The organism is Saltatorellus ferox, assembly GCA_007751475.1.
Taxonomy (GTDB): domain Bacteria; phylum Planctomycetota; class UBA1135; order UBA1135.
This window is the reverse complement of the sequence record CP036434.1, coordinates 4,335,803-4,357,968: the sequence shown is the minus strand read 5'-3', so window position 1 is coordinate 4,357,968 and position 22,166 is coordinate 4,335,803. Positions and strand designations below refer to the sequence as shown.

General features: G+C 67.3%; 18 protein-coding genes. 15 read left to right on the top strand and 3 right to left on the bottom strand.

Annotated elements, in window-relative coordinates; genetic code table 11:
* The 8 genes from Poly30_RS15540 to Poly30_RS15505 all read left to right on the top strand — a co-directional run bounded on the left by Poly30_RS15540 (position 1) and on the right by Poly30_RS15505 (position 9,277).
* Entirely contained in the window at positions 1-1,047 is a 1,047-nt protein-coding gene (locus Poly30_RS15540; protein ID WP_145198907.1) for a type IV pilus twitching motility protein PilT, read from the top strand.
* Positions 1,044-2,729, top strand: coding sequence for a GspE/PulE family protein (locus tag Poly30_RS15535; RefSeq protein WP_145198905.1), 1,686 nt, complete (start codon positions 1,044-1,046; stop codon positions 2,727-2,729). The genes Poly30_RS15540 and Poly30_RS15535 overlap by 4 nt, the downstream gene beginning before the upstream one ends.
* Before the next feature lie 31 nt (positions 2,730-2,760).
* On the top strand, positions 2,761-3,909 hold the full coding sequence (locus tag Poly30_RS15530; RefSeq protein WP_145198902.1) for a type II secretion system F family protein: 1,149 nt from the start codon (positions 2,761-2,763) through the stop codon (positions 3,907-3,909).
* Positions 3,910-3,990: 81 nt separating this feature from the next.
* Positions 3,991-5,580 (top strand): sensor histidine kinase, encoded by a 1,590-nt coding sequence (locus Poly30_RS15525; RefSeq protein ID WP_145198899.1) that lies wholly within the window; start codon positions 3,991-3,993, stop codon positions 5,578-5,580.
* 5 nt (positions 5,581-5,585) lie between these two features.
* On the top strand, positions 5,586-6,875 hold the full coding sequence (locus tag Poly30_RS15520) for a hemolysin family protein (RefSeq protein WP_419190231.1): 1,290 nt from the start codon (positions 5,586-5,588) through the stop codon (positions 6,873-6,875).
* Positions 6,875-7,903, top strand: a complete 1,029-nt coding sequence (locus Poly30_RS15515) for a CNNM domain-containing protein (RefSeq protein ID WP_145198893.1) — start codon at positions 6,875-6,877, stop codon at positions 7,901-7,903. Before Poly30_RS15520 ends, Poly30_RS15515 begins: the two co-directional genes overlap by 1 nt.
* 68 nt (positions 7,904-7,971) lie before the next feature.
* Complete coding sequence (locus Poly30_RS15510) at positions 7,972-8,556, top strand: hypothetical protein (RefSeq protein WP_145198890.1); 585 nt, start codon at positions 7,972-7,974, stop codon at positions 8,554-8,556.
* Between the two features lie 109 nt (positions 8,557-8,665).
* Positions 8,666-9,277 carry a hypothetical protein gene (locus Poly30_RS15505; RefSeq protein ID WP_145198887.1) on the top strand — a complete coding sequence of 204 codons (612 nt, stop codon included), beginning with the start codon at positions 8,666-8,668 and terminating at the stop codon, positions 9,275-9,277.
* Positions 9,278-9,374: 97 nt separating this feature from the next.
* Here Poly30_RS15505 and Poly30_RS15500 read toward each other — a convergent pair whose 3' ends face one another.
* Together Poly30_RS15500 and yajC are read right to left on the bottom strand one after the other, a co-directional pair.
* Entirely contained in the window at positions 9,375-9,863 is a 489-nt protein-coding gene (locus tag Poly30_RS15500; RefSeq protein WP_419190230.1) for a YraN family protein, read from the bottom strand.
* Between the two features lie 71 nt (positions 9,864-9,934).
* The gene (gene yajC / locus Poly30_RS15495; protein ID WP_145198884.1) at positions 9,935-10,417 is read right to left on the bottom strand and encodes a preprotein translocase subunit YajC; all 483 of its coding nucleotides are present in this window, start codon (positions 10,415-10,417) and stop codon (positions 9,935-9,937) included.
* A gap of 193 nt (positions 10,418-10,610) precedes the next feature.
* Between yajC and mnmA the strand changes: the two genes are divergently transcribed.
* The 3 genes from mnmA (at position 10,611) to Poly30_RS15480 (ending at position 15,583) form a co-directional block, all read left to right on the top strand.
* Positions 10,611-11,768, top strand: coding sequence for a tRNA 2-thiouridine(34) synthase MnmA (gene mnmA / locus Poly30_RS15490; RefSeq protein WP_145198881.1), 1,158 nt, complete (start codon positions 10,611-10,613; stop codon positions 11,766-11,768).
* Positions 11,768-14,665, top strand: coding sequence for a VWA domain-containing protein (locus Poly30_RS15485; RefSeq protein ID WP_145198878.1), 2,898 nt, complete (start codon positions 11,768-11,770; stop codon positions 14,663-14,665). Before mnmA ends, Poly30_RS15485 begins: the two co-directional genes overlap by 1 nt.
* A 225-nt stretch (positions 14,666-14,890) precedes the next feature.
* Entirely contained in the window at positions 14,891-15,583 is a 693-nt protein-coding gene (locus tag Poly30_RS15480; RefSeq protein WP_145198874.1) for a HEAT repeat domain-containing protein, read from the top strand.
* Between the two features lie 40 nt (positions 15,584-15,623).
* On the opposite strand, the gene Poly30_RS15475 is transcribed toward Poly30_RS15480, so the two are convergent.
* Positions 15,624-16,049 carry a TPR end-of-group domain-containing protein gene (locus Poly30_RS15475; RefSeq protein WP_145198871.1) on the bottom strand — a complete coding sequence of 142 codons (426 nt, stop codon included), beginning with the start codon at positions 16,047-16,049 and terminating at the stop codon, positions 15,624-15,626.
* Positions 16,050-16,295: 246 nt separating this feature from the next.
* Between Poly30_RS15475 and Poly30_RS15470 the strand changes: the two genes are divergently transcribed.
* The 4 genes from Poly30_RS15470 (at position 16,296) to rocF (ending at position 22,139) form a co-directional block, all read left to right on the top strand.
* Positions 16,296-17,615: a HEAT repeat domain-containing protein gene (locus Poly30_RS15470; RefSeq protein WP_145198868.1), complete on the top strand. Its 1,320-nt coding sequence runs from the start codon at positions 16,296-16,298 to the stop codon at positions 17,613-17,615.
* 150 nt (positions 17,616-17,765) lie between these two features.
* Positions 17,766-19,127 carry a phosphomannomutase/phosphoglucomutase gene (locus Poly30_RS15465; RefSeq protein ID WP_145198865.1) on the top strand — a complete coding sequence of 454 codons (1,362 nt, stop codon included), beginning with the start codon at positions 17,766-17,768 and terminating at the stop codon, positions 19,125-19,127.
* A 24-nt stretch (positions 19,128-19,151) separates the two neighbouring features.
* Complete coding sequence (locus Poly30_RS15460) at positions 19,152-21,098, top strand: HEAT repeat domain-containing protein (RefSeq protein WP_145198862.1); 1,947 nt, start codon at positions 19,152-19,154, stop codon at positions 21,096-21,098.
* Positions 21,099-21,188: 90 nt separating this feature from the next.
* Positions 21,189-22,139, top strand: a complete 951-nt coding sequence (gene rocF / locus Poly30_RS15455; RefSeq protein ID WP_419190229.1) for an arginase — start codon at positions 21,189-21,191, stop codon at positions 22,137-22,139.
* The last annotated feature ends 27 nt before the right edge of the window (positions 22,140-22,166 follow it).

Here is a 22,166-nt window from a genome sequence, read left to right as displayed (position 1 = left end):
ATGAACGTGAAGGAACTGATGGGGCGGGCGATCGACGCCGGCGCCTCCGACTTGCACCTGAACCCTGGCCGCCCGCCGGTGGGGCGCGTCGACGGACGCCTGGTCTCGCTCACCACGGACGACATCGACGCCGCCTCGGCGGAGCAGTGGTGCCGCGAACTCTGCGACGACGTCCACTGGGAGGAACTCCAGAGGGTCGGGACGACCGACCTCGGCCTCGCGCACGAGTCCGGGAACCGCTTCCGCGTGAGCTGTTTCAAGCAGCGCGGTCAGTTCACGGCCATTCTGCGCCTGATCCCGAGCCAGCTTCTGACCTTCGATCAGATCGGTCTCCCCGAAGCGGTCGAGGAGCTTCTCAAGCGCCCGCGCGGGCTCATCCTCGTCACGGGTCCGACGGGCTCCGGTAAGTCGACGACGCTCGCGACGATGATCGACTGGATCAACCAGAGCTACGACAAGCACATCATCACGATCGAGGACCCGATCGAGTTCTATCACCGCCACGGTCTCGGGCTCGTCACCCAGCGCGAGATCGGCTCCGACGTGCCAGACTTCGTCGAGGCGATGCGCCGGGCGCTCCGCCAGGACCCCGACGTGATCCTCCTCGGCGAGATGCGGGACCTCGACACCATCTCGGCCGCGCTGACGGCCGCCGAGACAGGCCACCTCGTGTTCGGCACGCTCCACACCACCGGCAGCGCGCGCACCATCAACAGGATCATCGACGCCTATCCCGCGAACCAGCAGGAACAGGTGCGCGCCCAGCTTTCGGTCGCGCTCGTCGCGGTCGTGAGCCAGGTGCTGATGCCCCGCAAGGGCGGCGGCAGGATCGCTGGCTTCGAGGTCATGATCAACAACCCGGCGATCGGCAACCTGATCCGCAAGAACGAGACGAACAAGATTCAGTCGACGATCCAGACGTCCAAGCGCATGGGCATGGTGACGCTCGACGACTACCTGCTCGAACTCGTGCGCGACGAGGAGATCACGCGCGAAACGGCCCTCGCGTTCGCCCAGGAGCCTCGGGATCTGGAGGGACGTCTTTGACCCCGCCTCCCGATAGCGCGGGCGCGCGCCCGCTCCTCGGTCAGATCCTGAAGGCGCGCGGTGTGATCCGTGAGAGCCAGGTGCAGGCGGCGCTCGCAGAGCAGCGCGCGCACGGTGGACTGATCGGCCAGGCGCTGATCGAGACGGGGGCTTGCACGCCCGCGGATATCGCGCTGGCGCTCGCCGAGCAGGCGGGCCTGGAGACCGTGAACCTGAACACCGTCGATCCCGACCCGGAGGCGCTCGCCGCCGTGGACGGTTCCGCCGCGCACACCTACGGGGTGCTGCCGATCCGGATCGAAGGGGCCACGCTCGTGGTGGCGCTCGCGGATCCGATGAATACCGGGGTGCTGGAGGACCTCGCGTTCACCACCGGCTACGAGGTGCGCGCCGTCGTGGCGGACGCGGAAGCGATCAAGGCGGCCGTGCTCGCGCACTACGGCGAGGAAGCCTCGCTCACCGACGCCATCAAGGACGCCGCCAAGGCGGCGCTCGGCACCGATGCGGAGAGCGCAGCGCAGAGCCTTCCTGTGGTGCGCCTCCTGAACTCGATCCTGCACCGTGCCATCCGCGACCGCGCGAGCGACGTGCACTTCGAGACCTACGAGAACGCGTTCCGCATCCGCTACCGCGTGGACGGCTCCCTGTACGAGGTCGAAGCACCGCCGCCGCACCTCGCGCTGCCGCTCGTCTCGCGGATCAAGGTCATGGCCGACCTGGACATCACCGAGACGCGCGTGCCCCAGGACGGCCGGATCGAGGTTTCGATCGACGGTCGCCCCGTTGACCTGCGCGTGGCGACGCTTCCAGGGGCCTCGGGCGAGGGCTGCGTCATGCGGGTGCTCGACCGCAGCGCGGTCAACCTGAACCTTTCGGCGCTCGGCATGCAGCCCGCGGACGAAAGCGCGCTGCGCGCGCTGACGCGCATTCCCCACGGCATCGTGCTCGTCACGGGCCCCACGGGCTCCGGCAAGACGACGACCCTGTACGCGATGCTGTCCGAGGCGAACACGCCAGAGACGAAGATCATCACGGTTGAGGACCCGGTCGAGTACGACATCCAGGGGATCGTCCAGGTGCCGATCAACGAGGATATCGGCGTGACCTACGCGGCCGTGCTGCGCTCGATCCTTCGCCAGGACCCGGACAAGATCCTGGTGGGGGAGATCCGCGACCGTGACACCGGGGCGACGGCCGTCGAGGCCAGCCTGACCGGCCACACGGTCTTCGCGACCATCCACACCAACGACGCGCCGAGTACGGTGACGCGCCTCGTCGACATGGGCGTCGAGCCGTTCCTGATCGCAGCGACCCTGGAGTCGGTGGTGGCCCAGCGGCTCGTTCGTTCCGTCTGTCCCGAATGCAAGGTCACCTTCGAGCCGGACGAGGATTTCCTCGGAGAGCTCGGGCCCGATGCCCACCTCGTACGGGGATCGACCCTGGCCTACGGGAAGGGCTGCACCCGGTGCCACCACACCGGCTACTCGGGCCGCACGGGGCTCTTCGAGATCATGACGATCGACGACGAGATCCGGCGCCTCATCGAGACGAATGCGTCGATCGAAGAGCTGCGTACGGCGGCCATCGCGGGCGGCATGCGAACGCTGCGTGAAGCGGGCCTCCGGGCGGCTTCCGAAGGGCGCACGACGATCGAAGAAGTTCTCCGGGAAACGCTCGTCTGATCGAGAGCCCTTCCGCTATTCAAGGTTCACCATGGCACGACGTATCCAGCGTAATTCCCCGGCCCCCAAGCGCGCCAGCGCCTCCCCCGGAGGCGGGGCGCCCGGCGCCGCTCCCCGCAGCGGCCGCGGCAAGAGGGTGGACGGCGACCTCGTCACGGACTTCACCGTCCAGCTCGCGACGCTGTCCGATGCGGGCATCCCGGTCGTCAAGGCGCTGACGATCCTGGAGGGCCAGACCTCGCCAGGGCCCTTCAAGGACATCCTGCGCGAGATCACGGAGGACGTCTCGGGCGGCTCACCGCTCTCCGAGGCGATGGCCAAGCACGATCGGGTCTTCGATCATCTCTACTCCTCGATGGTGAGAGCCGGAGAGGTCGGCGGAGTGCTCGATCGAGTCCTCAACCGCCTCGCGGTCTTCCGCGAAAAGGCGGCCGACATCCGGTCGAAGATCAAACAGGCGCTGATCTACCCGGCGGTGCTCGTGCTCTTCGCGATCCTGGTGATCGCAGCCGTCGTGATGTTCGTCATCCCGAAGTTCAAGGAGATCTTCGAGAGCTTCAACGTCGACCTGCCGGAGCCCACGCGGATCTTGCTCGGGATCAGCGGGTTCATGACCCAGTGGTGGTACCTCGTGCTCGGGCTGCCGGTCCTTGCGTTCGTGGCCCACGGAATCGCCGTTCGCCGAAGCCGAGGCTATCGGCGCGGCTGGCACGCTCTTCTTCTGAAGGTCCCGTTCCTGGGGCCCGTGCTCAACCGTTCGATGACAGCGCAGTTCGCCCGTACGTTCGGCACGCTCGTCCAGGCCGGCGTGCCTCACCTCGATGCGCTCGGGATCTGTCGCGACACCAGCGGCAACGAGGTCCTCGTGGATGCGGTCGAGGACATTCGCCGCACCGTCCGCGAGGGCGAGGGCATCGCTCGTCCCATGGGTGAGACCGGTCTGTTCGACGACGTCGTGACCAACATGGTCGACGTGGGCGAGGAGACCGGCGAGCTCGACGGCATGCTGCTGAAGGTCGCGGACGCCTACGACATCCAGGTGGATCGCAAGCTCGCCTCGTTCTTCAAGGTGCTGGAGCCGGCGATCCTTATCTTCATGGCGATCGTGATCGGCGGTCTCGTGATCGCGCTGATCATGCCCCTGACGAAGATGATGCAGACGATCGGCGGACAGGCCTGATCGGGCGACGTGGAAGGCGACGCGGATGTAGAGCCGCCGCGGGGCTCCACGAACGAGCGCCGAGGGGATGTACCTGATGGCGTGAGGAGCGGGCCTGCCAGGTCGCTTCGGACGCCGATCGTCATCGCCGTCGTGCTGGCGAACCTCGTCACCTTCCTCGTGCTGATGGGGGCGACGGAGTACGCGGCCCGCGAGAACAAACGGGCCATCTCCGCGGACTACACCGAATGGCTGGCGGATCAGCTCGACGAGATCGTGGACCGCGACGGCGCGATCCGGATCGGCAAGGCGCTGAACTGGCGCGGCTGGCGACGCTTCGACGACGTGATCGTCGCGCAGATGCCCGAGGAGGCTCCGCCTGCGAGGACGGGCGCCGAGGGGAGGCGCGAGCTGGTCGTTCCTGGCGTGTTCCTGAATCCGCTGGGGCGAGCCGAGCGCGCGCCTGATTTCGACGAACAGAACGCCCTTCAGATGATCCTGGACGCGGCCGCAGCGCAGCAGTCGGTCTCCACGGCCTTCGGCACTGCCGCGCCGATCGGCTTGCCCGGGGCGAAACCATGGGGCGGGGTCTGGTTCCGACGCAAGGAGGTCGACATCGGGGACTTCCCGCACCAACAGCTCACGCTCATCTTCGTGGCGACGATGGCGCTCTTCACCGCGCTGATCCTGTGGCTCCTCCAGCGAACCGTGCTGGACCCTGTGCGTCACCTCGCCGGCGTGGTCGGGCACCTGGAGTCCGCGAACCTGCGGGCCCGCGTGAACATCCCCGAGGGGCGGAACGACGAAATCGCCGAGCTCGGGCACGGCTTCAACGCGATGGCAGGTCGCCTGCAGCGCTACAACCTCGACCTGCAGAACGCGGTCGAGGAGGCGACGGCGCGCGTCAAGGCCGTCGAGGCAGCGGCGATGACCCAGCGGCGGCTGGCCGCGACCGGCGAACTTGCGGCGGGGGTGGCGCACGAGCTCAACAATCCGCTGGGCGGGCTCTCCAACGCAGTCGAGGCCCTTGGACGAGACAGCCTCTCGCCCGAGCGGCGCAAGGAGTACCTGAGCCTCGTGAGCAGCGGACTTGCCCGAATGGGGGAGACGGTCGGACGGCTCCTGCGGCTCGCGCCGAGGGAGACGCTGCTGGAGGGCGTGACGCTTCTGAGACCCCTGGGCGATGCGCTCGGTCTTGTTCGGCACCGCGCCGAAGCCATGGGGGTCGCGATCGACGTGTCCGGTCCAGGCGAGGCGCACGGACCGCGTAGCGGCTTCGAACCCGGCGCCCTCGATCCCTTCGCGACCCTGCCGCAGATCCGCGGCGCCGCGAACGAACTCGGCCAGGCGCTGCTCAATCTATTCGTCAATGCGCTCGACGCGATCGAGGAAGCGCGTGGTGAGAACCTCGCGACCAAGGGGCCGGGTCGTATCCTGCTCACGATGGAAACCGGAGCGGACCACACGGTTCAGATCGTCTGCGCAGATGACGGTCCTGGCGTGGTCGAAGAGGTGATGGATCGAGTCGCGGATGCATTCTTCACGACGAAGGAACAGGGCAAGGGTACAGGGCTCGGCCTCGCGATCGTTCACAACGTCGTCGCGGCCCACGGTGGACGCGTTCTCCTCGAGAGCTCGGCGGGCATGGGCTTCAGCGTGACGATCGAGCTGCCGGCGGAGACGACAGGATGATCTGGGTGGCCATTTTCGTTCTGGCGTTCCTCTCGGGGACGTTCAGTAGCTCGGAGACCGCGCTGTTCAAGCTCGGCGAGGGGGACCTCGCTCGGGCACCGAAGCGCGTGAAGCGACTTCTGGAGGACCCGCGCGCGCTGCTCGTCTCGATCCTGCTCGCGAACCTCGTCGTGAACCTCCTCTTCTTCGCAATCGCACCGCGCGCCTTCACGCAGCTTCAGGGGCAGCTCGGAATCGGTGAGCCGCTGGCCGCCCAGGGCGGAGCGTCGCTCTTCGGCGGACTGCTGGCGCTCATCACTCTTCTGTTGACGGGGGAGATCGTTCCCAAGGCGCTGGCGCTTCGCATGCCCCTCGGCATCGCGCGGGTGACCGCCACGCCGATCGGCTGGACGATCCGTTTCCTGAGGCCCGTGCGCTACGTGGTGGGGTTCGTGCTGGAGCTGTCCCATCGCGTCCTCGGCGAGAACGAGCGCACCGAGCAGGGGGTGACGCCGGAGGCGCTCGCGGACGTTCTGGAGCGCAGTCGAACGGCGGGGGTTCTCGGCGCCAACGAGGCGGACCTGCTCGGTGAAATCGTCGAGCTGGAGCACTTGCGTGTTCGCGAGGCGATGACGCCCAGGGTGGATCTCGTCATCTTCGATCTGGAGGCCGAGGATCAGGACGGCGAGCGTCGTCGCGTGCTCGATGAGTCGCGGCGCGAGCGCGTCACCTGGATGATCGCGGTCCGAGGGAGCGCCGACAACATCGCCGGCGGCATCCAGGTGCGTGACCTGCTCGTCAAGCCGGACCGTTCACCGGAATCGCTGGTGATGCCCGTCAAGTTCGTGCCGGAGGTGGCGCGACTCGTGTCCCTGCTCTCCAGCTTCCACATCGACAGGGTGACGGAGGCCGTGGTCGTCGACGAGTGGGGCGGGACCGCAGGGGTGGTGACTCTCGAAGCGGTCTTCGAAGAACTCGTCGGTGACATCCGGGTCGAAGACGAGGAGGCGATCGACGAGGTCGTTCCGCTCGGCGAGGGGCGCTATCGCGTGTCGGGTGGACTCTCGGTTCGAGATTGGAACGAGACCCTCGGGGTGGCGATCTTCCCGGGCGCTTTCGAAACCGTGGGGGGCTTCGTTACGGCGGCGCTCGGGCGGCTTCCGAAGGCGGGCGATACGGTGGAGCTCGGCGGCGGGCTGGTGGCCGAGATCGATCAGGTGCGCGGCCGGCGCGTGTTCACGGTGACCCTCTGGAGCCGCGCCCAGGGCCGGACCTTCATGCTCCCCAGTCGTCGCTCGGGTGCAGGAGTCAGTTGATGGAAATCGCCCTCGAAATCGTCTTGCTGGCCGTGCTCATCGGGTTCAGCGCGGTCTACTCCGGCTCGGAGATCGGCTTCTACTCGGTCTCGGCGGTCCAGGTCGACCTCGACGCGCAGGGCGGTTCACGCCGGGCGCAGCTCATGCAGTGGCTGCTCCGGAACGAAGGAGCCCTGCTCGTGACGATTCTGGTCGGCAACAACCTGGCGCTGGAGCTGGCGACCCATGTGGGGGAGTCCCTCGCGATGGCCTGGCTGGGCGTCAGCGATTCCGGTGCCACCGCCGCCATCCTCGTGACGGTCGTCCTGACGCCTCTCGTCTTTCTCTTCGGCGAGGCGCTGCCGAAGGACATCTTTCGCCAGCGGCCCCACGCTCTGACGGGGCTCGCGGCGCCTCTCATCGCGCTTTCGCGCGTCGTTTTCTGGCCGCTGGAGCGAATTCTCCGCCTCGCTACCCTCGCCCTGGAGAGGATCCTGGGCCTGGAGGACAGCGAAGTTTCGCCGCTCGCAGGCCGGGACGCGGTGCTCGGATTCCTGGCGGAGGGCAGAAGGCACGGGGCGCTGTCCGAGCGGGCGGAGGCCCTGGCCAGCAACGCGCTGAGGCTCAAATCGGTGCCGGTCAGCGAGGTGATGGTCCCCTGGGAGGAGGTCGGCTACCTGCGCCGATCGTTGGACGATCCGGTTCCCCGGGAGAAGCTCTTCGAGCAGCTCCTGGCCTCGAAATTCAGCCGTCTGCCCGTCGTGGTGGACTTCCAGGGCACCATTCGGCCCGATCACGTGGCCGGGTACGTCCACCAGCTGGAGGTGCTTCACAACTGGTCACGGGCCGGGGAAGGCCCGCCCCCGGACGTTCTGGAGCGGGTGCGCCCGATGCTTCAGCTCTCGGCGGACGAATCCATCGATGCCGCGCTCGGGAAGTTCCGGGCGGCGGGAAGGCGGATCGGGCTGGTGGTCCAGGGAGAGGAGGTTCGGGGCGTGGTCTCCGTGAACGACCTGCTCGACAGCATCTCGGGGGTCGTCGTGGCATGAGCGGGCGCAAAACGCTTTTTTTCGCGCGGTGGCCGCAACCAGCCCGGGACGTTACGCTAGCGCGCCCCATGAGAACCTCCACAGCCTCGAATCCCGCCCCGTCTTCCGTCGGAGCACGCGCCCAGCGCATCGCCTGGTTCGGAGCCGGTGTGGCCTGCGCCCTCGGTGCGCTCACCCTTCTGGATTCTGCCCAGGCACGGCTCTCGAGCCCTATCGCCTCGGCAGCTCCCCTTCCGATCGCGCCAGCTCCCTCGCTGCTCCTTGGAGCGCCTGCGGCTGTCCAGGGCGCCAACGGGAACAGCTCCCAGAACGATCTCGTTCGACCGCTGCCCGTGACGAGCAGCGGCGTGACGGGCGATTCGAACAACCGCATGATCGCGGTGACCGGCAACGACATCACCGGGCAATCCGTGCTCTATCTGGTCGATACGATCGACAAGCAGCTCGCGGTTTATCAGGCTTCAGGAGGTGCTCCCGGCACCCAGAACGTCAAGCTCGTGGGCGCCCGCAACATCAGCCTCGACCTCCAGCTGGACGGCCTCAACGACCGCACCGAGGTCGACAAGCAGCCGCTCACCTACAAGGACCTCGAGCGCCGCTTCAACAACAGCACCGACAACTCGCGGACCGCGCCCTCCGGCGTGCCGCGCTGATTCTCTTCCATCGCGCGCTGCGAAGGCTTCCCCCCCGAAGCCCTTGCGTCGCACGACTCTGACTGAACGACCCGTTTCCCTACTTACGAGATCCCCCCAAGGAGTCCCTGTGGCTGACGATTTCTATAGCTTCGATGAAGCCCTCGATGAGCTGAAGCTCAAAGAAGAAGAGCTCAAGCGCCTCGTCTCGGAAGGCGAGATCCGCGCATTCCGTAAAGGCGACACCATGAAGCTGCGCCGTGCAGACGTGGAGAACCTCCGCGCCGAGCTCGACCGCGACGTCGTCGACCTCGGCGATACCGTGGATGAGCTCGTCTTCGAAGACGACACCGACCTCGGTGGCGACACCGGCATGGCCACCCAAGAACTCGACGTCGAGACCCTCGTCGACGACGTGGAAGAGGTGCCTGAGCTCGAGCTCGAGGACATCACGCCCTCCAGCCGTCGCGCCTCATCGCGCGGTGGCCGCGCTGCAGCTCCGGCCGCGGCCGCTCCGGTGCGTCGCACCAGCGCCGTGGCAGCCGCCACGGCCGAGGTCGAGGAGGAGCCGGGCTGGGTCAAGGCCTTCGCCATTCTGACGGCGCTCGTCCTGATCCTGGCCGCTCCTGTGATGATGTCGATCGCCACCGGCAACGCTGGCGGCCTCGCGAAGGGCGTGGCGGGCATCTTCGGCGCCAGCTTCGATGACGCAGCCCCGCCCGCGGTGGCCGCTGAGGAGTAGGGCGCCGCTGAGGAGTCGGGCCGAAAACCCCACTCTTCCCTCAAGAGAGCCCGTCGCGCGCACCCTGCGCTCGACGGGCTCTCTTGCGTTGGGAGCCTCACTCGCGGGGAGACTCTCCGTTCGAGGAGCTGAACGAACCTGGGGTGAAGTTGCGGTGATGGAGGACGATCGCCGACGGTCCACGACCCGAGATCACCTCGACCACGTCCACGCGGGATCCCGGGAAGCCCTCGCTACGTGCGAGCCGACGGGCCGCGCTCCGGCGGCGGGCCAGAGCCTGATCGGTGACGCGTGCGCCAGGTCGTCTGCGAGCCCACTCGCCCGCCAGGGAGCCAGGAGCCTCCGCTCCTGCGAGTGGCCACCAGCCGGTTTTCACCTCGATCACCACGAGCGTCCGTCCATCGAGCCCGACGAGGTCGAGTTCCGCTTCTTCTGCCCGGAGATTCCTCCCGACGAGCCGCCAGCCTCGAGAGCGGAGGAACCGCGCAGCCAGCTCCTCGCCCAAGAGGCCGAGTTCGCTCCGGGTCAGGTCCCAGCGACCAGCCGCTCCGGTTCTGGCCTCGGTCCTGGCTGGCGCCCTCGCCACCAGCCAGGAGAGCGGCGCGGTGGGCAGGATTCGAAGGGCGATCGCGAGGGCCAGTCGCCGTGGGGCTCCCGTCAGGCCCCTGCGGCCTCTTCTTTCGGCTGGAGCACCTCGTGGATAGAAGCCCGAGAGAACGTGAGCCGTGTCTCCCCCGCCTTGAGGGTCAGGGTGTTCTCCTTGACCTCCACGACCTCCGCATGGAGCCCGCCCGTCGTCACGATCTTGTCGCCTTTCTTGACCGCCCCGAGCATGGCCTCGCGCTTCTTCCGGGCCTTGCGCTCCGGAGCGAAGATCAGGAACCAGATGACCGCGCCGATCAGCGCGAACATCATCAGGCTCTGCATCGGGTTGCCCTGGGGCGTGGCGGCTCCCGTCGCGCCATCTGCCCCCGGCGTCCCGGGCGTCGCGGGTCCCTGAACGGCCGCTCCCGGCTGCCCCGGACCGGCGGCCTGCGAGAGGGAGAAGGCCGGCGATGCGGAGTCGAATCCGGTGGAAGACGCGACGGAGCTGGTCATGGCGATCGTGGCGCCGTCGAGAAGGAGTGAAAAGGCGGTCATGGAACGGTGTGCGTGAGGGCTCTTTGGGGCTGCTTCTGGACTCCGTCAGAGTCGCGGGCGGCGGCCCGATGGGGGATTTTGTCGGGACAGGACAAGTCTGCGACGTCGAAGGGACGCAAACTTGGAGGCGGGAGCCTACTAGGATGGGGTCTTCCCCGGAAGCAGCGCCCTCGACTGCCTGGACTTTCCTCGAATGCGGACCCAATTCTCACCCTCCCAAAGGCTCGTCGTCGCCATGAGCGGCGGCGTGGACAGTTCGGCGGTTGCCTACATGCTCCGCGAGGCGGGTCACGATCTCGTGGGCCTCTTCATGCGGAACGGCGTCGACATCAAGGAGTCCGAAGTGTCCAAGAAGTCGTGCTGCTCCCTGGGTGACGCCCGCGACGCACGCATGGTTTCGGCCAAGCTCGGCATTCCCTTCCAGGCGATGGACCTGTCGGCCGAGTTCCAGGACGTGATCCAGTACTTCGTCTCGGAGTACGGGCGCGGCCGCACGCCCAATCCGTGCGCGGTCTGCAATCGCGACCTCAAGATGGGTAAGCTCCTCGACTTCGCGGAGGAACTCGGGTGCGCCGGCGTCGCGACCGGGCACTACGCGCGTATCTCGGTGGAGGACGGACGCGTTCGCCTGCGCCGGGGCGTCGACCGGACGAAGGATCAGTCCTACCAGCTCTTCTCCGTCAAGGAGAAGGACCTCAAGCGTACGGCGACTCCGCTGGGCGATATGGAGAAGGTCGAGGTTCGCGCTCTGGCCGAGCAGGCGGGCATTCGTACCTACGCGAAGAAGGACAGCCAGGAGATCTGCTTCGTGCCTTCGAACGACTACCGCCGTCTCCTGAAGGAGCGCGGCGTCGAGCTGCACCCCGGCCGCATCGTGGACGTGTACGGCCGCGATCACGGAGAGCACGAAGGCACCGAGCACTTCACGATCGGCCAGCGCCGCGGTCACGGCGTCGCCGTCGGAATCCCGATGTACGTCGTCGAGATCCATCCAGAAGAAGGGCTGGTCGTCGTCGGTACCGAGGCGGACTGCAAGGCGCCATCGATGGTGGTGGACGATCTCAACTGGCTGGGCTTCGACGCTCCGCTCGGCGGCTCGTTCCGCTGCGCTGTGCAAGTGCGCTATCGCCACGACGCGGCACCAGCCACGGTGGAGCTGAACGACATGGGGACCCGCGGAATCGTCACGTTCGACGAGCCGCAAATGGCCGTCGCGCCCGGTCAAGGGGCGGCGTTCTACGAACTCGACGAGGCGGCCCATGCCGGCACGGAGCTCTCGCTTGGAGGAGGCTGGATCGAATCGGCCGCCCGCAGCCAGGAGTCGCCGGAAGCCCTCGAAGTCGCGCGCTGATGCGGCCGGGGCTCGGGCTCGACCTCATGAAGCTCGGCGCGGCGCTCCTGGGCGTCGCTGCCGTGGGCGCGTGGTTCTTCCGGATGCCCTCGGAGGGAACCGAGGACGAGGCGTTCACGCGGCCCGCCGTGACAGCGCTGCTCATCGATACCTCGGCGAGCGTGACGAGAGCACGTCAGGGCTGGAAGAAGTGGGCGATTCGCGCGGTCGAGGGCGAGGCAAGGGCGGCGCGAGCCCGCGGTGACGAGGTCGCGCTGATCACGTTCGATGCCGAGGTGGAGCGCCGCGTCGGCCCCGTGGACGCGGAGACCTTCATCGCGAGCCTCACGCCGCGCTGGTTCGACGGCAAGAGCCGCGGTTCGTCCGAGCTTGCGACGGAACTGGAGGGGGCCGCGCGTGCGGCAGCTGCGCTGCTCGCCGAGGAGGGGCGCGCCCCTGGTTCGATCGTGGTGATCGGCGACGGGGTCCCGACCGGCGCCGACCCGAGCTCCGTGCTCCTGCAGGATCCTGACTGGACGCTCGGGTTCATCGAACCGCCGCCGCCGGATCGCGTCGACCTCGGCGTGGTACGCACGATTGCGCCGGAAGAGGTCGCGCCCGGCGTCACGGTACCGGTCGAACTCGACTGCGTTCTGTTCGGGCCCGCCGTCAGCCCGGGGACCCGGATTTTCGTGGACTGGGAGATTCAGGTGACGGGAACCGACTCCGCCACCCGGGGCCGCGAGCTGTTCACGGAGCAGGGGCAGGTCTCCGGGACCGTGCTCGCGGGGACGTCGGAGGTCGTCGTGCCGCAGGCAGCCTGCGGGGTCGTGCGCGGAGCGAGTGCGCGGTCTTTTCGCGCGCGTCTTTCCGTACCGGGTTTGAAGGAAGGCTCGGCGAGTTTTCAGGCGCGCGTTCGTATCGATGGGGTGGTGTCGGATCCGTTCCCGGAGAACGACCTGTCTGCGGCGCGATGGATCGTGGGGGATCCGGTTCGAGTCGTGGTGTGCGCGTCCGAGGGCTCGCTCCGCACCGCTGCTTCCTACTTCACCGGTCCTGCATTCGACGGCATCGAGTTCCGCGGCGTCACGCCCGCGCAACTCGGCGAGGCGCTGGCCGTTGAGCCGGTCGAGCTCCCCGATGCGGTGGTCAGCGTCGAGGTCCCCTACGCGAGTCTGCCCGCCGACGCGCTGGTCGGCTTCGTCCTCGAGCGTGGCGGCGGCTGGATCCATTCAGCGGGTTGGCCGCTCACGAGCATCGATCCCTCGCCCTTGCGTGCCATCGCGGCCCTCGAGCCCGACCTGACTCCCAAGCCACCGAGGGATATCGTGTTCTTCGTGGATGGATCGGGCAGCATGGAGGGGGAACGCTGGCAGAGGATGCGCGACGCTCTCCGGAAGCTCGTGCCCAGCGTGCCCTCGACCGACACGCTCTCGCTGCGCTTCTTCACGCGTAAGATGGGTCCGGAGGAGCTCCGGTTTCCGGCCCAGGTCGACGGCGGTCCGGAGGTGGCCAAGGAGCGGGACGACGCGCTGAAACGTCTCCTGCGTATGCGTGTTCCCGGCGGTGCGACGGATATCGTGGCGTCACTCTTCGAGCTGGCGCGGGCGCGCGAGTCGCGTGAGCACCACGATCCCGAAGGCGCCACGGGGCCGCTCCCTGACGATGGTCTCGTGGTGCTGATCAGCGATGGAGAAACGCGCTCGATCAACGAGCGGCGCCAGTCCGCGCGCGCGAAGCTCGCGGCGGGTCGCGACGACTTCGTCGCAATCCACGTGGGAGAAGGCAAGGGCGTGACGTTCCTGAAGGGGCTCCTGCGGAAGGGGGAGGAAGTCGTGGTCGCCGGCGAACTCGAAGGTCTCCTGGACCTCTTGCAGGAGGTCATCCACGATCTTTCCGTCGTCGAGGAGGCGCGGCTCGTGGTCGTCGATTCGGTGGGAGATGGCCGCGCTGCCGATTCGGAAGGGCTTGAATCGGAGTGGTGGGGGCCGATGGTGCGAGGGATCGAGGCCGCGCTGCCCTCGGTGGATCCGATCGTCATCGCGCGGGCCCTCCCCGGGAGACCCGCGGAGGGAGCCAACCCACTGCTGCAGCTCGCGTCGGAAGCCCTCAAGCTCCAGGGAAGAACGGCCACGTTCGCGGCGGCGGCGGCGCGCGGTCGTGGCTTGACCGTTGGGTTGGCCGCGCCGCTCGTCGACGAGGACGCGGACCGCGCGGTCGGCCTTCCGGTCAGCCAGTGGGTGCCGGGGCTGCGCGCGCGCTCGGACTGGATCGCTCCCATCTTCCGGACCGCCGCGCGCCTGCGCGACGTGGCGGACGAGGAGCTCAGCGCGGGGCAGAACGAACGGGAGCCGACGGCGGCGTGGGTCGAGGATGCGTCGCGGCTCCTGGGAGCCGGGGCCGGGGATGGCGGTCCTGTCCTGCACTTCGAGGACCTGGTCCCCACCTTGCCCCTCGACCTGATCGCCGAGTTCGAAATCGGCCCGGATCCCAGGGGTGGAGCAGGCGGGGCGAGCGGAACCCGGATCAAGGTGCCCGTTCGCTTTAACCCTGGCGCGCGGGATCCGCGAACGGAGCGAGTCGTCGGCGCGCCTGACGTCCTACTCGACCAGCCCGGCGGAACCGAATTCAGGGTTTCCCTGGTCGCCCCGGAGCCCGATGGTGAGGTCGTGGCCGGTCCGTTTCTCATGGGGGCTCCGGGGTCTCAGGAGGCGCGATGGGCTGGACGGGACCGGGTCGCGCCGGCGCTTCTGGCCGCCGCGCGAGGCAAGGACCTCGATGGGGGCGATCGGCGTCAGGAAGAGACTCCGTTCTCCGGGGACGATGAGCAGCGTGGTCACCCCGTGCTGCCGTGGCTCCTTCTGGCCGGGCTCGGGTCGCTCTTCACCGGAGCGGCCATGGCCTGTCGCGGCCGGTAGCTCATCGCGAGGGCCGATCGCTTTCAGGCCCGGCGTGGTGGACGCCTCGTCCGGGCTTCTGATCGTCCGGGCTTTCGGTCGTCCGTGCTTTCGGTCGTCCGTGCTTTCGGTCGTCCGGGGCGCAAGGGTTCCCCGTAATCGGCCGATGACACCGATGATCCCTTCATTGCATCCCCCCTCCCGGGTTCCCTCGAGGTGGGCCCGGCCCCGACCCGCGTATTTCCGATGACTCCTCCGCTCCCTGCCCGTCGCTCCTCTGGTTCTATCGTTCGAACGGCCTGCCAGGTCCGCCCGGCCCTCCGCTCGGCTTTCTGGGCGGTCGCCGTGGTGCTGGTGGCCGCTTGTTCCAGCACGAAGAGTTCCACGGCTTCCGAACTGGTCGGGTCCGCGACACCCCAGTGGCTGGAGCCCTCACCGGCGCTGGCCCGCGACATCGAAATCAAGGCGCTCGAGGTCTCTCAGATCAATAACGAGGACGACTTCGTTCGGCTGTCCGATTGGTTCCAGACGGTCGGCGAGACCGCTTATCCGAAGCTCCTGGAGATGGTGAAGTCTTCTGACAACAATCAGAAGGCATTCGCCCTCTCGGTGATCGCGGCCGAGCGCGACGTGAGGATGCTGGAGCCACTGCGCCAGGCGGCTCCCCTCTCGACCATCAGCCATCAGGCGCACCGCTTCGAGATGGCGCGCGCGCTCCTCATGCTCGGTGATACCGAGGGCGTGCCAATCTTGATCGAAGGGCTCGAGTCACCGAACGTGTATGCCCGGATGAAGTGCTACGCCGCGCTGAAGCGTGGGACCAACGTTCAGATTCCCTACAGCGCGACCGCGTCCGACCAGGAGCGTGCCGAGGGCGTGACCGCCTGGCGACAGTGGTGGAACGAGATGCAGCAGGACGATCTCCTCGATCGAGATTAGTCCCGAGGCAGAATCTCGACGCTGCTGAAGAGTCCCGTCTTCAGGAATCCTGTATGCCGGAGTCGGGGGCCTTGATCTTACGTAGGAGCTCTTCGAAGCGCGGATAGCCCCGCAGTGATCTCAGATCCTCGTCCTCCGTCAGGAAGTGTAGATCGTCATAGCCGAGTTCCAGCGCGGTCTCGAGGGTACTGCAGGCCTCGTCGTGGAGACCGAGAAGTGCCTGGCTGCACGCGAGGTTGTAGCGGATCGTCGGATCCTCGGGCGCGAACCGCACGAGCTTGTGATCGACCTCGAGCCCATCCTGGTAACGGCCGAGACGCGTGTAGACGTGACCGAGCTCGGCCAGCACCTCCACGTTGTGCGGCTGTCGGTCGGTCGCCGCGCTGTAGATCGCAGCGAGAAACTCTTCACCGATACGGTCGAACTTGGCCGAGCAGTCGGGCGGGATTCGAAGGGCGTCCATCATCGAGGGCCAAGGATACGTCTTTCGGGCGTGGTGAGGCTCCGATCGCTCGGCATGAATTTGGGGCGTGTATAGTCCCTGTAGACCCATGCTCACTGCACGGCCGATGGAATGAGGCGTCGAAAATCGTCGCGACCGATCCGGATTTGAGCCTATGGTCGTTCGGTATCGCGTCCGGAAGTCGCTTCCCCGCCGAGCTGGCCACTGCGGCGTCATCCCTCGCTGCGTCAAAAACCCCCGCCTGATCCCATGGATATTCGCTTCTGCGACCTCTGCAACGAATCCGTCCCCGCCTCCGATTTCGCGCTGGGGCGGGCCTTCATGCGGAAGGGGAAGGTGATCTGCGCCAGCTGCGAACGGGCGATGGGGGGCGGGTCTGCCGGCACCGATGCGACGACCGGAAGAGTCGCTGAACGGGCAGGGTCGGTGGGCTTTCCGGCGGCGCCCGGGCTCGAGGGAGCGACTCCGGGGTCCTCACGGGCCTCCACGGCGATGACCCATCACGGAGGGAAGGATCATCATGGGGGAGGCGCGGCGAGCGGGATGGGTCTCGATCACGAAGGGCCCATGGCGCCTCAGCGCGCTTCCTGGGCCGGGGCAGCGGCGCTTTTCGTCGCCACGGGAGCGCTCGCCGCCGCTGGGACGGGCGGTTTGCTGCTCGCGGAACGGCTGGATCGCGTCGAGGCGTCCGTCCAGGCCACCGGGCACGCCTCCCTGGCCGCCGTGGATCAGGTCCGGCGCGAGCGAGCAGGGATCTTGCAGCCGCTCGAGGGAAGGATCCAAGGAGCCGTGGCGGCGGCGGGCGACGCGGCCACGGGGGTCAGGAAGGAGATCTCGGCCGAAGTGACATCGCTTCATTCTCGACTGGCGACGGCGGAGGCGCAGGCGACCGAGCTCCGGGCCGTTCTGGATACGACCCGACAGAAGCTGGAGGATGCCCGGGCGGAGGCCAGGAAGGCGATCGACGAGCGGGACGCAGAGATCGCCAGCCTCCAGAAAGTGGTTCAATTCCACGGGGATAGCCTGGTCGAGTTGCGCGAGCGGATCCGCGAAGCGGGGGCGCTCGTCGCATCGGGGCAGCTCATGGCGGGTCAGGTACCGGGGGCGGCGGCGGCTGCCGACAACGCCGGGCGCGGAGGTCCCGCGGCAGGAGGAGGCCAGGCGGCGGGAGCCGCTCCGACGGCGGCCTGGGCGACGCTGCTTCCAGACCTCGCCAATCCCGATGAGGCCCAGCGGCTGACGGCGGTCCTCGAACTGGCCGAGACCGGGGACCCTGCGGTCGCGGAGTACATTCTTCCGATGCTGACGGATTCCGATAGCTTCGTCCGGATGGTCAGCGTCCAGGGGCTGGGGGATCTCGGCTACAAGCCGGCCGTTCCGCACCTGATCGATCGATTGGGGGACGAAAGGTGGACGGTTCGAGAGGCGGCGCGCGACGCGCTGCGAACCCTCACGGGAAAAAACTTCGGGTTCGATCCAACGGCGCGCGAGCTGGAGATGAAGAAGCGCATCGAGCAATGGCGCGCCTGGTGGCGCCGCGAGGGTGACAACTTCCTCACCAAAGGCTGAACCGCCGCTGGTGGTGGCCCAGCGGCCTGCCAGTAGGCCCTCAAGGGTCGTCAAAGAGGTGTCGATGAGCGAGAACGTGGCGTCCCGGTGCTGTAACCTGTTGGTCAGCCATCCGCCACCACCCGCCCTCTTAACGACTCACCGAGCCCCATGGGAATCTTCAAGGCCTACGACATTCGTGGGATCGTTCCGTCCGAACTCGACGCCGCCACCGCCGCCAAGATCGGCCACGCCTTCGCAACGTTGCTGAAGGCCAAGCGACTTCTCGTCGGCCAGGACATGCGCGTTCACTCCCCTGAGATCGCGGAGGCCGTGATGAACGGCATGCGGGATGCCGGTGCGGACGTCGTGTCCATCGGTCTTGCCTCGACGCCGATGACCTACTTCGCCATTGGAAGTCAGGACGTCGACGGTGGCCTCTGCGTGACGGCCAGCCACAACGGCGGTGAGTACAACGGGATGAAGCTCTGCGGCCGGGGTGCGACACCGATCTCGAAGGCCAACGGAATCGCGGACATCGAGAGGATGTGTGCGGGTGACTACCCCGGCTTGACCGCGGAGACGCGCGGTGGACTGGAAGTGATCGATCTGCTCGAGGACTACGCGAAGCACGTGAGTTCGTTCAGCGACATGCCGAACGACGTGTCGATCTGCATCGACGCCGCCAACGGGATGGCGGGGCACACGCTTCCCAGGATCCTTCCTCGACTCCCGAAGGCGCACGCGAAGTCGATTTTCATGGAGCCCGATGGGACCTTCCCGAACCACGAAGCGAACCCGATCAAGGAAGAGAACCTCGACGACGTGCGCGAGCTGGTGAAGGCCGAGTCCGCGGCGATCGGCGTCGGGTTCGACGGGGATGCTGACCGCTGCTGCTTCGTCGATGAGACCGGCAAGACGGTGCCCGCGGATCTGATGACGGCGCTGCTCGCAGGCGAATTCCTCGAGCGTGAGCCGGGCGCTCACATCGTCTACGACCTTCGGTCTTCGTGGGTGGTGAAGGAAGAAATTCAGCGCCTCGGTGGCATTGCGCTGCGCGACCGCGTCGGACACAGCTTCATCAAGGCGACGATGCGTAAGAACAACGCCATCTTCGCCGGGGAACTGTCCGGTCACTTCTATTTCCGTGACAACTACGTCTGCGACTCGGGCGCGCTCGCCATGGTGTCCGCGCTGAACCTCCTCTCCAGGCCGACGAACCAGGGGAAGCCTTTCTCCAAGCTCGTTGAGAACCTGCGCCGCTACCACGCTACCGGTGAGATCAACTTCGTGGTGGAGGACAAGGAGGCCGCCATCGCGGAACTCAAGGCGCGGTATAGCGAGGGACGCCAGGACGAGCTCGATGGAATCACGGTGGAGTTCGGCGACCTCGGCGACGATGATTGGTGGTGGTTCAACGTTCGGATGTCGAACACGGAGCCTCTGCTGCGACTCAACCTGGAGGCCCGCCAGGAGTCCACCCGTGACGCCAGGCGCGACGAACTCATCGCACTTCTGGGTTCGCCCGAGTAAACGCGCAAGACCGTCTCCCACCGCATGTTCCATCACTCCACATCGTCGATGTTCGCGATCAAGTCGTCTCGGCCGCTCCGAGCCTACCTGGGGGCCTACCTTGGGGCCTTCCTGGGGGCGTTCGTATGGGGCTGTTTCGCCACGGCGGAGACGGCGACGGCCGCGGCCCCGGCTCCCCAGACGGTCGACAGCGTCGCGGTGGAGGAGTCGGCCGATTTCGTGGCGCGCGACGCTCGTGTCAGCTTCGACAAACGGTCCGCTGACTTCGCTCGCCTCGATCTCGAAGAGCTGTCTCCCGGCGATTACGGCCGCTCCACGGCCATCGTGGCCCTGGGGGCTTCAGGGTCGGTGCGTGGGCGCTCTTACCTTCTGGACGAAACGGCCCTGGACCATCTGTCCTACGAGCGCGCGGCGGCTGCCTACGCGCTGGGCGAGCTGGGCGAGCGCGGGCTGGACGGCGCCTCCATGGACCGACTGATCGCGCTGGCCGACGATCCCGATCCCCTCGTCCGGACAGCGGCCCTCGTCGGGCTCGTCCGAACCGGAAGTCAAGCCGCGCGCCAAACGGTGGCGCGCATCGCGGGCAGCGCGGACGAAACGGCGCCCGAGGCGCGTCAGATCCTCGCCCACCACGCCGATCCTCGCGGATCGGAAGCGCCGAAGTCTTACCGCCGGCTGTACGAACTTCGCTGGGGCGCAGGGCGCACCTACGGCGTCGTGGACGGAAAGGTCTGGGGAGCGACGCTCATGAAGGAGCTCGCCCAGAACAAGATCTTCCTCGAGGCGGTGACGCTCCAGCTCACCCGTGAGCTCGACTTCCCGGGAGCCAAGGACCACATGCTCGAGATTCTCCTCGAGGGCGAGGGGACCCCGAGAATCGTCGAGTCCATTCAGTTGATGCCACTCGAGGTCGAGATGTTGATCGACTCCGGGGTTTGGGTCCCACAGGACCTCAAGGAATGGCGCTGGGTGGTCGTCACCGTACTCAACAACGAGTTGCACTCGGTGTTTCCGAGGACGCTTCTGAAGTCGATGGCGCTCGAGAATTCACCCACGCGGTGGATCGCTGCCGGGCTCCTCTATCGCGAGGACAAGCAGTTCAAGGAGATCCTCGACGAGGGGTTCCGTCATCCGGATCCGAACTATCGCGCGTATTCGCTCTACGCTGCGGCGGCGGTCGAACTCGAGGACTACCTCGAGCGGATGAAGCAGATGTGCGACGATCCCGATCCCTGGGTGAAGGCCAGCGCCATCGGCGCGCTGATCCGCATGGGGAGTCAGATCGGGGCCGAGAAAGCGATCGATTTGCTCGCGATCCCCTACGAGGACCGTCCGCCCCAGGTCGCGTCTTTCCTCTTCGAGATCCTCGAGCGTTTCGCCCCCGACCAGAACGTGATGCGCTTCGTGGAAACGATCGCGCCGAACCTCGACGGCGCGGACCGCGCGGCCGCAGATTCGTTGCTCTTGATCCACGGTGCGCTCATCGGCTCCGATGCGCTTCGGCACGAACTCCCGCTCATCAGCCCCATCATGCCGGAGGCCCACCGGGGCGTCCGGGGCCTCGCTCGCATCTCCCATGGAGATGACGTCAAGCTCCTGGCACGCATGTTCCCGCGTGAGTCGGCGTACAAGATGAACGCGGAGCTTGCGGTGGCGCTGGCGCGGGCGGGGCATCGTGCGCCGGAGCCGCTCCTGCAGGCGGCCGTCTGGACACTGCCGCTCAATCAATCCGTCCTGGCCGCAGGCTGCGTGCGGGCTACCTACGGGGAGGCGACCCTGCTGGACTGGGTCACGGACCCTCCTCCGACCGCGACCGAGAGCGATATCATGCGCCTTGGCTACGCGATCGGCGAATGGGGTGGGCTTCCCGCCGTCCAGGACCTCCAGCGCCGACTCGGAACGACGAGCGGAGCGGAACTCCCGGCGCTTCGCGGTGCCATCCTTGGCGCCCTCGGCGCCAGGACTCGATAGTCTCACCGGCGTGGGGTCCGGCTCTTCGGATCTGCCCCGCGTCTCCCTTCCTTCCCCCCCAAGCCCCACTCGCTTCGACGAGACCTGCCCGTGACGCAACCGACTCCTACCACCGTTTCGCTGATCGGCGTTCCCATGGACCTCGGAGGCAATCGACGGGGCGTGGACATGGGACCCAGTGCCTTTCGACTCGCAGGGATCGAAGAGGGGATTCGGTCCCTGGGTCTCGAGTTCGTCGATCGGGGAGACATCCCGGTGCAGACTCCGAAGTCCAGGGTCCCCCTGGACCCCACGGCGAAGTTCCTCCCCGAGATTGCCGAGGCTTGCGGCCTCCTTTCGGACGAAGTGCGCAAGGCCCTGGACGAAGGGCACTTTCCGCTCGTGGTCGGCGGGGACCATTCGATCGCGGTCGGAACGGTGGCGGGAGTCGTCGAGCACGTCCATGCGCAGGACGGGCGCATCGGCGTCATCTGGTTCGATGCGCACGCCGACATGAACACTCCGGAAACCACCGAGTCCGGGAACGTGCACGGGATGCCGCTCGCGGCCATTACAGGGTCCGGCCCGAGCGCGCTCACGCAGCTGAGTGGGCAGGTTCCGATGGTGGACTCGGCGCGGGTCGCGATGATCGGGATCCGGGACGTGGATCGCGCCGAAGCCGAAAGCGTTCGCGACAGCGACGTGGCTTGCTTCACCATGCGGGAGGTCGATGAGCGCGGCATTCGAGCCGTGATGGAGCAGGCGATTGCCCACGTGACGCGTGGGACCGTCGGCTTTCATCTCTCCTTCGACGTCGACGGAACGGATCCGTCCGTGTGCCCGGGGGTGGGGACGCCCGTGGAGGGCGGGCTCACGTATCGCGAGGCGCACACGGTGATGGAGATGGCGGCGGCCTCGGGGGCGCTGATCAGCCTGGAGCTCGTCGAGATCAATCCGATCCTCGATACGAAGAACCGGACGGCGGTGGCGGCGAAGGATTTCGCTCTGTCGGCGCTCGGAAAGACGATCCTCCACACCATTCGGCCAAGCGATCGTGGGTAGGAGCTGCAGCTCCCGGACGCAACAACG

What these genes read in the sequence shown, in the direction of transcription:
- Poly30_RS15510 (WP_145198890.1), top strand. Translation starts at nt 7,972, where the DNA reads ATGAGAACCTCCACAGCCTCGAATCCCGCCCCGTCTTCCGTCGGAGCA.
- Poly30_RS15470 (WP_145198868.1), top strand. Translation starts at nt 16,296, where the DNA reads ATGGATATTCGCTTCTGCGACCTCTGCAACGAATCCGTCCCCGCCTCC.
- yajC (WP_145198884.1), bottom strand. Translation starts at nt 10,417, where the DNA reads ATGACCGCCTTTTCACTCCTTCTCGACGGCGCCACGATCGCCATGACC.
- Poly30_RS15485 (WP_145198878.1), top strand. Translation starts at nt 11,768, where the DNA reads ATGCGGCCGGGGCTCGGGCTCGACCTCATGAAGCTCGGCGCGGCGCTC.
- Poly30_RS15460 (WP_145198862.1), top strand. Translation starts at nt 19,152, where the DNA reads ATGTTCCATCACTCCACATCGTCGATGTTCGCGATCAAGTCGTCTCGG.
- Poly30_RS15480 (WP_145198874.1), top strand. Translation starts at nt 14,891, where the DNA reads ATGACTCCTCCGCTCCCTGCCCGTCGCTCCTCTGGTTCTATCGTTCGA.
- mnmA (WP_145198881.1), top strand. Translation starts at nt 10,611, where the DNA reads ATGCGGACCCAATTCTCACCCTCCCAAAGGCTCGTCGTCGCCATGAGC.
- Poly30_RS15475 (WP_145198871.1), bottom strand. Translation starts at nt 16,049, where the DNA reads ATGATGGACGCCCTTCGAATCCCGCCCGACTGCTCGGCCAAGTTCGAC.
- Poly30_RS15530 (WP_145198902.1), top strand. Translation starts at nt 2,761, where the DNA reads ATGGCACGACGTATCCAGCGTAATTCCCCGGCCCCCAAGCGCGCCAGC.
- Poly30_RS15465 (WP_145198865.1), top strand. Translation starts at nt 17,766, where the DNA reads ATGGGAATCTTCAAGGCCTACGACATTCGTGGGATCGTTCCGTCCGAA.
- Poly30_RS15540 (WP_145198907.1), top strand. Translation starts at nt 1, where the DNA reads ATGAACGTGAAGGAACTGATGGGGCGGGCGATCGACGCCGGCGCCTCC.
- Poly30_RS15515 (WP_145198893.1), top strand. Translation starts at nt 6,875, where the DNA reads ATGGAAATCGCCCTCGAAATCGTCTTGCTGGCCGTGCTCATCGGGTTC.